Here is an 11,800-nt window from a genome sequence, read left to right as displayed (position 1 = left end):
AAATGAAGACGGGATCCCATGACGTCGAGCCTGACATCGGCTCGCCCGGCCGGCAAGGATCACCTTTTCCATGGCAATGTAGGATTTCGTCTGATCTACCCTGTCGGATGCAGCCTCGAGCCGACTCCACCACCCCTTGCCGCGCCCCGCGCACGTGGGGCCAAGTCAACGGAGTCAATGTTTTCGCTGTAAGGAATTTACAGCTGGCAACCGAAAACCGCCGAAATCGGCCATTTAATTGCTCAACCTGCCGGTTGAACGACACAAAGCCACGTCCTGCGCGCGCAACCCTCTTTTCCCTTGCGGTAGCGCTCCCACGAGCCCATGTGCGGGGTCTCATGTCATTTGCTGAACTCCCTGCGCTTCTCGCCGAAGCGCTCGCATCGCGTGGCTATGCTGCGCCCACGGCCGTGCAGGCCGCCGTCATCGCCCCGGAAGCTGCCGGCCGCGATCTCATCGTCTCGGCCCAGACCGGCTCGGGCAAGACCGTCGCGTTCGGCCTGGCGATGCATCCCGAGCTGCTCGGCGAGGATGGCCGCGTCGTGCCCACCCGCGAGCCGCACGCGCTGATCATCGCCCCCACCCGCGAGCTTGCGCTCCAGGTCAGCCGCGAGCTGATCTGGCTCTACGGCCCCACCGGTGCGCGTATCGCGACCTGCGTCGGCGGCATGGACGCCTCGAAGGAGCGCCGGCAGCTCAACTTCGGCGCGCATATCGTCGTCGGTACTCCGGGCCGCCTGCGCGACCATCTCGAGCGTGGCGCGCTCGACCTTTCGGCGCTGCGTGCCATCGTCCTCGACGAGGCCGATGAGATGCTCGACATGGGCTTCCGCGACGATCTCGAGGCGATCCTCGACGCGACGCCGGAAACCCGCCGCACGCTGCTTTTCTCGGCGACGATGCCCAAGCCGATCGTGGCCCTGGCCAAGCGCTACCAGCAGGACGCGCTGCGCATCTCGACGGTCGGCGAGGACCGCGGGCATGGCGACATCAGCTACCAGGCGATGACCGTCGCCCCCTCGGATATCGAGCATGCGGTGATCAACCTGCTGCGCTTCCACGAGGCGGAGACGGCGATCCTGTTCTGCGCGACCCGTGACAATGTCCGCCACCTCCACGCCACGCTGGTCGAGCGCGGCTTCTCTGCCGTGGCGCTGTCGGGCGAGCATAGCCAGAACGAGCGCAACCACGCGCTCCAGGCGCTGCGCGACCAGCGCGCCCGCGTCTGCGTCGCCACCGACGTCGCCGCCCGCGGCATCGACCTGCCGACGCTCACGCTCGTCGTCCATGTCGAGCTGCCGCGCGATGCCGAGACGCTGCAGCACCGCTCGGGCCGCACCGGCCGCGCCGGCAAGAAGGGCACCGCGGTCCTGATCGTCCCCTATCAGCGCCGCCGCCGCGTCGAGATGATGCTCAAGGGTGCGCGCATCCCGGTCGAATGGGTCGACGTGCCCAGCGCCGAGGCGATCCGCGAGCAGGATCGCGAGCGGCTGATCACCACGCTGCTCACGCCCGTGGAGACCGACGAGGAAGACGCCGCCATCGCCGAGCGCCTGCTCGCCGAGCGCACTCCGGCAGAGATCGCCGCAGCGCTCGTCCGTGCGCACCGCGCTGCGCTACCTGCCCCGGAAGAGCTCAGCGAGCGCAGCCATTCGGACAAGCGCGAGGAGCGCCAGGCCGGGCAGCACCGCCCGGGCTTCGACGATGTCGTGTGGTTCCGCATGGACATCGGTCGCCGGCAAAATGCCGATCCGCGCTGGATCCTGCCGCTGATCTGCCGTCGTGGCCACATCACCAAGAACGAAGTCGGCGCGATCCGCATCGGGCCGAACGAGACTGCGTTCCAGATCCCGCGCGGGCTGGCCGGCAAGTTCATGGCCGCCGTGGCGCGCAGTGCCGAGGGTGAGGAGGACGTGCGCTTCGAGCAGTCCGATGCGCCGGTCCAGGGTGCCCGCCCGCAGCGCAATGGCCCTAACGGCCCCAACCGCCCGAACTACCAGGCCAAGCCGCACCGCAAGGGTCCGCCGCGGGGTCACGCGCCGCGGTGAGGGTCCTCGTCGACGCCGATGCCTGCCCGGTGAAGGACGAGGTCTATAAAGTGGCGTGGCGGCACGAGGTGCCGGTGGTGATCGTCAGCAATTCGTGGCTGCGCGTGCCCCAGCATCCGCTGGTCAGCCGCCAGGTAGTCAGCGACGGGTTCGACGCCGCCGATGACTGGATCGCCGAGGCGGCAGGCAGCGACACGGTGGTGATCACGGCCGACATCCTGCTGGCCGACCGCGCGCTCAAGGCGGGTGCCCGGGTGCTGGCGCCCAATGGCAAGCCGTTCACGATGAACTCCATCGGCGCGGCAATCGCCACCCGGGCGATCATGGCGGATCTGCGCGCCGGCGGCGACCAGATCGGCGGCCCCAGGCCCTTTTCGTCCGCGGATCGCTCGGCGTTCCTTCAGGCGCTCGACCGGGAATTGATCTCGCTCAAGCGGTCCCTTACGCAATATTAGGAGACGCTCGGCTAACTTCCCGCGATTACTGTGTGGGGTTTGCCGGGGACATGCTTAGACTGCCGCTGATTGCGCCGCGCCCGCCGCGGCTGAGCGAGATGAGTGACGAGCTGCGGGCATTGGAGGCCAGCGGCTATTTCAGCAATGGCGGTCCCATCGTCCGCGACATGGAAGGCCGCGCCGTCGCCGAGCTCTTCGGCGGCGAAGGCTTTGCCCTGGCCGTGTCCAACGCCACGCTGGGCCTGCTGCTCGCCATCAAGGAAGCCCGTACCGGCCGCCCCGGCCGCTATGCCCTCGTCCCCGCCTTCACCTTCGCCGCGACTGCCCATGCCGCGATCTGGGCCGGCCTGACCCCGATCCTGGTCGACAGCGATCCGCGAGACTGGACCGCCTCGGTTGCCGCCATGGAGGAAGCGCTTATCCGTCACGGCGCCGAAGTCGCCGTGATCGTGCCCTATGACACGTTCGGCTGCGGCATCGACCTGGCCGCCTATCAGGCACTTGCCGACCGCTACAATGTCGGCCTGGTCGTCGACGCCGCCGCGTCGCTCGGCAGCCTCGATGCCGCCGGCCGCGGCTTCGGCACCGGATCGCGCGCCACCTGCGTCTTCTCGATGCACGCGACCAAAACCTTCGCCACGGCCGAGGGCGGCTTGATCTACTCCGCGGACGAGAACCGTATCCAGGTGCTCCGCCGCATGCAGAATTTCGGCTTCGGCGCCCCGCGTACCGCCACCCAGGAAGGCATCAACGCCAAGCTGCCCGAGCTGCTCGGCCTGATGGCTCGCGCCAAGCTCGACGATATCGAAGCGGTAGCCGGTCACCGCGCCGCGCTCGACCGCGTCTATCGCGAGACGTTGGGGGATTCGGTCACCTTCCAGCACAGCCATGCCCGGCGCCAGGTCGCGCAGTTCATGCCGATGCTGCTGGCTGAAAGCGCCGATCGTACCGCGGTGATGGCCAGCCTCGCCGAGCAGGGCATCGGTTCGGGCCATTATTTCAGCCCGCATATCGGCGAGCAGCCCTATTTTCGCGAAACCTGCATCACCGGCACCACGCCGGTGGCAGACGACCTGTCGAAGCGGATGCTCTCGCTCCCGATCACCGACACGATGGACGCGCGCGACGTCGCCACCATCTGTGACGCGCTCCACGCCGCGCTGCGCAAGCCGCGGATCGTCGCGCCCGCGCCGCAGCCCAAAGTCCTTTCCACCGTCCTGATCGGCGGCGGCCCCGCGGGGGTCGCCTTCCTCATCTCGGCGAGCAAGAAGGGCAAGCTGCGCGAGCTGGCCGCCGGCCTCGCCGTGGTCGAGCGCGACGCCAGCCTCGGCGCCGGCCAGCTGGCCAACTACGCGATCACCTCGGACAGCACGGCCGAGACCTTCCTCAGCGCCGTGAAGGACAATCCCGAGCCCGGCATCGCCGCACTGATGGAGCATCCCGCGGCGAAGGAGATCGCCGGCTATATCGGCAAGCTCGGCGTACCGCTCCACCGCACCGGCGCGTTCCTCGAGGCGATGGGCCAGCGCGTCGGCGCCGTGGTCACCGAGGCGGGCGGCAGCGTCCTCACCCGCCACGAAGTACTCGATTCCCGCCGCACCGCAGCCGGGCTGTGGCAGACCCGGATCCGCGACCTCGCCACCGGCAAGGAGCGCGAGCTGCTCTCCGAGAACATCGTCGTCGCCACCGGCGGCTATCAGTCGGGAAGCGACATCGCCGCGGCCCCGGTCGCCGGCACGCCGCTGGCCGATCAGGTCGGCGATCGGCTGATGCTGTGCGACGACATGCTGCGCACCGGCGGCATGGAACGCCTGCGCGCGCGCATCGCCCACACCCGCGCGCCCCGGATCGCGATCATCGGCGCCTCCACGTCCGCGATCGCCTCGGCGGTCCTCCTGCTCAAGTCGGACATCCCGTTCGGCGCCGAGAGCCTTAGCCTGCTCCACCGCGAGGCGCTGCGCCCCTGGTATCCCTCGGCCGAAGCCGCGCATGCCGATGGCTTCACCGATTTCGGCCCCGACGACATCTGCTCGCTCTCGGGCTTCGTCTATCGCCTGGCCGGCTTCCGGCTCGAGGCGCGCGAACTGGTGCTGCGCATGCTCCGCGTCGGCGGCCGTACCCCCGATCCACGCGTACAGCTCCACCAGATCGCCGGCCCGGACCCCGAGACCAGCCGCATCCTCGCCGAGGCGGACGTGGTGGTCGCCGCGCTCGGCTATCGCCCCTACGCGCTCCCGCTGTTCGATGCCGAGGGCGAACGCATCGCACTGGCCGCGCATGCCCCGGGGCGCCCGCGCCTTGCCGACCAACTCTGCCGCGTCACCGATGCCGAAGGCCATCCGCTGCCCGGCGCCTATGGCATCGGCCTCGCCGCGGGTTTCGTGCCTGAGGGCCGTCTCGGCGGCGAGAAGAGCTTCAAGGGCAAGGCCAACGGGCTGTGGCAGTGGCAGAACGATGTCGGCCAGCTCATCGTCGACCAGCTGCTCGGCCACGCCGTGAGCCTCGCCGCATGAGCGCGCCGACGGTCAGCGTTATCATGCCGGCCTATAACGGCGCGGCGTGGATCGGCGCGACCATCGACAGCGTCCTCGCGCAGGACTTCACCGACTGGGAGCTGGTGATCGTCGACGATTGCTCGACCGACGACACCCGCGCCCTGCTAGCGAGGCTCACCGATCCGCGCATCACCGTGCTCCACGCCGAGCAGAATGGCGGCCCCGTCCTTGCCCGCAACCAGGCCTTTGCCGCGGCGCGCGGCCGCTACATTGCCGGGCTCGACCAGGACGACCTGTGCAAGCCCGGCCGCTTTGCCGCGCAGGTGGCGCATCTCGATGCCAATCCCGGCACCGTGCTCGTCGCCACCGCCGCCGAGCTGCTCGAGAACGGCCAGGTCACTCCCTGGCCCGGCGACCACGCGCTCACGCCCGCGGTGATCGACTGGCTGCTGCTCACCCAGAATCCGCTGGTCTGGTCCACCGTCATGTTCCGCGCCGACGCCGCCCGGCTGCTCTCGCCGTTCGAGCGGCCCCAGGTCCGCTATGCCGAGGATTTCGACCTCTATCACCGGCTCAGCCGCTTCGGGCAGATCGCCCGGCTCGACGAGGCCCAGCTTCTCTATCGCTGCCATCCCGGCGGCGCGTCGAAAAAGTTCGCCGAGATGATGGCCGCCAGCGCCGCGCGGGTGCTCGCCGAGCGCTATCTGCCGGTGTTCGGCGAAGACGAGGCCCAGGCCAACGCCGAACTCGTCGTCCGCTATTTCATGGCGCGCGAGCCGGTGCCCGATCTGCTGATCCTCGGCCAGCTCTCGCGCATCCTCGCCGCGCTCCATGCCGATCATGTCGCGCGCACGCCGCTCACGCCGCAGGAGCGGATCGAAGTCGATGGCGAGCATGCCCGGCTCTGGTGGCTCGTCGCCCGGCCGGCGCTGCGCCAGGGCGCGGTGACGCTGCGCCAGGCGATGGCCGTGCTGCCCGACAGCGTCCACCTGCCCGCCAACGACCCGGACCGTCTGATCTCGCCGCTGATCGGCCGGGTGCGGGCGATCGGCCGCGGGCTCGGCGTCGCGCTCTAGTTGCGCAGCATCCGGACCACGATTGCCGTCTGAACAATCGCCGGTGCGCCAATTCGCATTGGTGCGTGCCGCGCGAAGCGCCTAGGCGGGCGGCTTCCCTTCCGCCTGCCCAGGCCAGATGCTTTCGATCCTCCTCATCGTGCTGCCGATATTCGCGCTGATCGCCGCCGGCTGGGGCGCGCGGCGCACCGGCATGCTCGGGCCGCACGCCACCCGCGAGCTCAACCGCTTCGTCGTCTTTCTCGCGCTGCCGGCGCTGCTGTTCGACATCGTCGCCAAGGCGCGGTGGGGCGCGATCTGGCAGCCCGGCTTCATCGCCGCGTTCGGGCTGGGCGCGGGGATCGTGCTCGTGCTGACGGTGCTGCTGCGGCTGCGCGGCGGCCGGCACCTCGCCGATGCCGCGGTTGACGGGCTCAATGCCGGCTATGCCAATACCGCCTTTATCGGCTTCCCCCTGACCGCCGCCGTGCTCGGCCCCGCCGCGCAGACCCCCACGCTGATCGCCTCGATCCTCACCGTGTGCGTGCTGTTCGGCTTCGCGCTGCTGCTGATCGAGATCGGCATCCAGACCGAGCGCCATCCCGCACGGATGGCGGCCAGCGTCGCGCGCGCGCTCGGCACCAACCCGCTGCTCGTGGCCCCCGCGCTCGGCGCGCTTTTCCTCGCCTTCGGCATCCCGGTGCCCGAACCGGTGGACAAGTTCCTGACGCTGCTCGGCGGCGCCGCCTCGCCCTGCGCGCTGGTCGCGCTGGGCCTGTTCATCGCCGAGAAGCGCGACGGCGGCCCCGCCCCGGTAGGCACGGTGGCGCTGCTGGCCGCGATGAAGCTGCTGCTCCAGCCGCTGGTCACCTGGCTGCTGGCGACCCAGCTCTTCCACCTCGCGCCGCCGCTCGCTGCCGCTGCCGTGCTGCTCGCGGCGCTGCCGACCGGCACCGGCCCCTTCATGGTTGCGGAATTCTATGGCCGCGAGGCCGGCATCACCGCGCGCGTCGTGCTGGTCTCCACGCTCGCATCGCTGCTGACCATCACGCTGTACCTGGCGCTCGCCTGAGCCGCATATTCTTCGCTCGGTTCACCGCATTCGGCGGAACCGGGCCAGGACCGCGGCGTTCTCCCTCCCAGAAGCCAGCTCCGTGCCCTCCCCCCCCCCCCGGCACGGGCTGGCTTCCTCTATTTCGGGGTGGAAATGCCTGTCGACACGAAGGATGGACAACGGGGCGAGCACCCTCGCTCCGGCGCCCGGGCGCTGGTGGCGCAGAATCTGCGCGCCTGCTGGGAAGAGCCGGTCGATACCTTCATCACCGACAATATCCCGCTGCTCCTGACCCAGCTCTCGCGGATCCCCGCGGTCGACCCCGCCGGAGCGAAGCGGGATCGCGACGCCTGACGCGCCAGGACTGCGCCACGGCGAGCCCGCGCCGGCGATTTGCAATATTTGCAAGGGTCGCTCGTAAGGTTTGATGCCGCGCGATTGTCCGCCATAAGGCTGGCGATGACGAAGAAGACCGCCTCCACCAAGGAACGGCCCGCCAAGCCGGGCGCCCGGCTCACCATGCAGGACATCGCCCGCCTGGCCCAGGTTTCCACCCCCACCGTGTCGCGCGTCCTCAACGGCAGCCCGCTGGTGACCGAGGAAACGCGCGAACGGGTGATGGCGGTGGCGCAGGCGCATGGCTATGCGGTCAACCGCAACGCCGCCAAGCTGCGCCATACCCGCACCAACACTGTCGCGGTGATGCTCGATTTCGGCTCGCACCGGCATGGCGCGATCGGCGATCCCTTCATCTTCGAGCTGCTCGCCGGCGTGTCCGAGGCGCTGTCGATCCGCAATCAGGATCTCCTCCTCTCCCCGCCGGGGCTGGAGGACGTCCGCGCCTTCCGCGATTTCTACCAGGCGCGCGGCGCCGACGGGTTCATCGTGCTCGGCCAGGGCACGCGCGACGCGATGCTGCGCGAGCTCGGCCGCGCCGACGTGCCGCTGGTGGTATGGGGCGCCGTCGCGCCGGATGCGGGCTATTGTGCGATCGGCAGCGACAATTTCCTCGGCGGCGAGCTCGCCGGCCGCCACTTCCTGCATGCCGGACGCAAGCGCTGGCTGTTCGTCGGCGACATTCGCCACGAGGAGCTGCGCCTGCGCTACGAGGGCCTGTGCGCGATCGCCCAGGATCATGCCGACGTCACCGTCGATTTCCTGCCGATCGCCTCGATGGCGTTCAACGCCACCGCAGACACGGTGACCGCCTATCTCGCCGCCGGCCGCCAGCCCGATGCGGTCTTCGCCTTCTCCGACACGGCAGCGATGGCAGTGACGGGCGCGTTCAAGGAGCGCGGGCTCGCCGCACCGCGCGATTACTCGCTGGTCGGCTACAACAACATCCCGCCCGCGGCCCATTTCAGCCCGGCGATCACCACGATCAACCAGAAGACCGACGTGGCCGGCGCGCTGCTCGTCGAGAAGCTGATGCAGCAGGTCGATGGCGGCCGCGCCCGCTCGACGACGCTCCCTACCGAGATCGTCGTTCGCGATACCTGATCTCCGCCTGCATCGTCATCCCCGCGAAGGCGGGGATCCATTGCGGCTGACGGCGGTGAGTCCCACCAAACCCAGCGATAATAGATCCCCGCCTTCGCGGGGATTACGAAACCGGAACCCCTATCCCATCCTTTATCCTTGAAAACGATATCAAAGAGCCTGTAACGCAACTTTCCATAAGAGTTGGGGAGCGGGTGTTGGCTCGAGTACTGAACGGCGCGGACGATGGCGTGCTTTTCGCGGAGGATGGCTGGTCGCTCGAAGTGATCGGCGACGATCCGGCGCGCGAGGGCTGGGCCGCGACGATTCTCGCGCTCTCCAACGGTGCCATCGGGGTGCGCGGCGCCCTTGAGGAGCGCGCTCAGGCGACGACTTTCCTTGCCCATGCCTATGAACAGGCGCCGATTCATTATCACGAGAAGCTCAAGGGCTTCGCCGCCAGCTCCGATTCGCGCGTGCCGGTGGCCGAAGCGCTGGGGCTGGAAGTCCGCCTGGACGGCAAAGCAATCGATTTCACCTCACTGAAATCGGCGACTCGCCGCACGCTCGACTTGCGCACCGGCATCCTCGGCCGCGAAACGCTTTGGACGCTGGCGGACGGCCGCAGCCTGCGCATCCGCACCGAGCGGCTCGTGCCGCTGTGCGGCAACACGCTGCTGCTGCGCCGGCTCCAGGCCGAGATCGAAGGCGAAGCCGGCGTCACGCTTCATCCCCGCCTCGCCCCTGCCCCCAGTGCCGCCGGCCAGTCCGACGATCCGCGCATCGGCGTGAACCTCGCCTCGCGCGGCTTCGAGACCGAGCGGGCCGAGCCGGACTGCGTGGTCGAGCGCCTGCCCGGCAGCGGCATCGGCGTCGGCGCCGTCCAGCGCAGCCGCGACGAAGACGGCTGGCTGCTGGTCGCCACCGGCTATGCCGCCGGCCGCAACCCGTCCGATATCCTGGCCGAACAGGCCGCCGCGCTTGCCGATTCCGCGCTTGCCGCCGGCTTCGGTGCCGTCGCCGCCGCGCAGGCCGGGCTGCTCGAGACCTTCTGGGCCGCTGCCGATCTCGCCATCGCCGGCGAGCCGCGCCTCGCCGCGACGCTGCGCGCCAACCTCTTCCACCTCTTCGCTTCGGCGGGCCGCGACGGCCGCTCGAGCGCCGCCGCCAAGGGCCTGACCGGCGAAGGCTATGAGGGCCATTATTTCTGGGACACCGAAGCGTTCATGCTGCCGGTGCTCTCGGTGCTGGCGCCCGACATCGCCCGCGCGATGCTCGTCTATCGCGCCAACACGCTCGATGCGGCCTTCGCCAATGCCCGCGCGCTCGATCATCGCAAGGGCGCGCTCTTTGCCTGGCGCACGATCGAGGGCCGCGAATGCTCCGCCCATTATCCCAGCGGCTCGGCCCAGTATCACATCAACGCCGCGGTCGCCTTCGCGATCGGCGCCTATGTCGATGCCACCGGCGACGAGGATTTCCTGGTCGAGCATGGCGCGCGCATGCTGGTCGAGACCGCGCGGATCTGGCTGGCGCTGGGCGACTGGGCGGACGGCCAGTTCCATCTGCGCGGCGTGACCGGCCCGGACGAGTACACCGTGCTGGTCGACGATAATTGGTACACCAACCGGATGGCGCAAAAGCATCTGCGCCTCGCCGTCGCCGCCGCCGCCCGCGTCGCCGAGCTTGCACCCCAGGCCTGGGCCGGGCTCGCCGGCGAGATGGCGCTGGACGCCGCCGAGCTCGCCGAATTCACGCGTGCCGCTGATGCGATGCACCTGCCCTATGACGCGGCGCGCGATCTGGACGCGCAGGATGCCAGCTTCCTCGACAAGCCGCGCTGGGACGTGGCGGGCACGCCCGCCGCCGAGTTCCCGCTGCTGCTCCACTATCACCCGATGACGCTCTACCGGCATCAGGTCTCGAAGCAGGCCGATCTGGTGCTCGCCATGGTGCTGGGCGGCGAGGACGTCTCGCTCGAGCGCAAGCGCCGGGTGTTCGATCATTACGAGCCGATCACCACGCACGATTCCACCCTGTCCGCCTCCACCTTCGCGATCCTGGCGAACGAAGTCGGCCATGCCGATCAGGCGCTGAAGTTCTTCGGCGAGACCAGCCTGGTCGATATCGACGATCGCCACGGCAACACCGGCCACGGCGTGCATATGGCGGCGCTCGCCGGCTCGTGGCTGGCACTAGTCTGGGGGTTTGCGGGTTTGCGTCCCCATGGCCCGCAGCTCCGCTTCCGCCCCACCCGCCCGGCCGCCTGGGGCGGCTATGCCTTCGGCCTCAACTGGCGCGGCACGCTGGTCCGCGTCGAGGTGGCGGGCGATCAGGTCACCTATCGCGCCGTTTCGGGTCCGGCGATCGTGATCGGCCATCACGACCAGGAAATCCGCCTCGCCGCCGGCGAAAGCTGGATCGGGGCGCTGGCGGGATGCTGAAGGGCGTCGCCTTCGATCTCGACGGGGTGCTCACCGACACCGCCCGCGCGCATTATCGCGCGTGGAAAAAGCTCGCAGACACGCTTCATATCCCGTTCGACGAGGAAGCGAACGAATCCCTCAAGGGCGTCGACCGCATGGGCAGCCTTGCGCTGATCCTCGGCGACCGGTCCGGCTTCGGCGAAGCCGAGCGCCTGCGCCTCGCCGCGCAGAAGAACGACTGGTATCTCGAAGAGATCGCCCATTTCGGCCCGGGCGACCTGTTCCCGGGCGCCCGCGCGGCGCTCGAGCAGTGCCGCGCCGCCGGCCTCGGCATCGCGCTCGCCTCGGCCAGCCGCAACGCCCCGCTGCTGATCGCGCGGATGGAGGTCGCCGATCTGTTCGACACGGTGATCGATCCCGCCAGCCTTGCCGCCGGCAAGCCCGCGCCGGATATCTTCCTCGCCGCCGCCGATGCGTTGGGCGCCGCCCCTGCCGAGATGCTGGGTGTCGAGGACGCCCCTGCCGGCGTCGAGGCGATCCATGCCGCCGGCATGCGCGCGCTGGGCGTCGGCACGCGCGCTGCGCTGCCCGACGCGGACTGGATCATCCCGGCGATCGCCGATTTCGAATTGGCCGACTACGCGGCCTGACCACTCCCTCCCGTCAGCCCCTCCCCTTCACCCCGGGGATGACGGACTTGGTTCCCCGGCAAGGGCCCCGTATCGGGCCGCTTGTCTGGCCCGGCCCTCGCCGGGGAGCCATCTTCTTGGGTACCGCACAACTGTTCC

The 11,800-nt window shown here is 69.5% G+C and carries 9 protein-coding genes; all 9 read left to right on the top strand.

What is annotated here, in order from left to right; genetic code table 11:
- Positions 1-338 precede the first annotated feature (338 nt).
- The 9 genes from P6144_RS01100 to pgmB all read left to right on the top strand — a co-directional run bounded on the left by P6144_RS01100 (position 339) and on the right by pgmB (position 11,662).
- Positions 339-2,048, top strand: a complete 1,710-nt coding sequence (locus tag P6144_RS01100) for a DEAD/DEAH box helicase (protein ID WP_277765880.1) — start codon at positions 339-341, stop codon at positions 2,046-2,048.
- Complete coding sequence (locus tag P6144_RS01095) at positions 2,045-2,503, top strand: YaiI/YqxD family protein (protein ID WP_277765879.1); 459 nt, start codon at positions 2,045-2,047, stop codon at positions 2,501-2,503. The genes P6144_RS01100 and P6144_RS01095 overlap by 4 nt, the downstream gene beginning before the upstream one ends.
- Positions 2,504-2,601: 98 nt before the next feature.
- Positions 2,602-5,016: an aminotransferase class I/II-fold pyridoxal phosphate-dependent enzyme gene (locus P6144_RS01090; protein WP_277765878.1), complete on the top strand. Its 2,415-nt coding sequence runs from the start codon at positions 2,602-2,604 to the stop codon at positions 5,014-5,016.
- Positions 5,013-6,074, top strand: coding sequence for a glycosyltransferase (locus P6144_RS01085; protein WP_277765877.1), 1,062 nt, complete (start codon positions 5,013-5,015; stop codon positions 6,072-6,074). Before P6144_RS01090 ends, P6144_RS01085 begins: the two co-directional genes overlap by 4 nt.
- Before the next feature lie 118 nt (positions 6,075-6,192).
- Positions 6,193-7,125 carry an AEC family transporter gene (locus P6144_RS01080; RefSeq protein WP_277765876.1) on the top strand — a complete coding sequence of 311 codons (933 nt, stop codon included), beginning with the start codon at positions 6,193-6,195 and terminating at the stop codon, positions 7,123-7,125.
- 198 nt (positions 7,126-7,323) lie between these two features.
- The gene (locus P6144_RS01075; RefSeq protein WP_277765875.1) at positions 7,324-7,461 is read left to right on the top strand and encodes a hypothetical protein; all 138 of its coding nucleotides are present in this window, start codon (positions 7,324-7,326) and stop codon (positions 7,459-7,461) included.
- A 105-nt stretch (positions 7,462-7,566) separates the two neighbouring features.
- Positions 7,567-8,607: a LacI family DNA-binding transcriptional regulator gene (locus P6144_RS01070; RefSeq protein ID WP_277765874.1), complete on the top strand. Its 1,041-nt coding sequence runs from the start codon at positions 7,567-7,569 to the stop codon at positions 8,605-8,607.
- A 197-nt stretch (positions 8,608-8,804) separates the two neighbouring features.
- Positions 8,805-11,030, top strand: coding sequence for a glycosyl hydrolase family 65 protein (locus tag P6144_RS01065; RefSeq protein ID WP_277765873.1), 2,226 nt, complete (start codon positions 8,805-8,807; stop codon positions 11,028-11,030).
- On the top strand, positions 11,024-11,662 hold the full coding sequence (pgmB, locus tag P6144_RS01060) for a beta-phosphoglucomutase (protein ID WP_277765872.1): 639 nt from the start codon (positions 11,024-11,026) through the stop codon (positions 11,660-11,662). The genes P6144_RS01065 and pgmB overlap by 7 nt, the downstream gene beginning before the upstream one ends.
- Positions 11,663-11,800: the final 138 nt, after the last annotated feature.

Origin of the sequence: Sphingomonas sp. HITSZ_GF, assembly GCF_029543155.1 — a bacterium.
Lineage (GTDB): Bacteria > Pseudomonadota > Alphaproteobacteria > Sphingomonadales > Sphingomonadaceae > Sphingomonas.
Note: the sequence above shows the minus strand (reverse complement) of the source record. Positions and strands in the feature narration are given on the sequence as shown.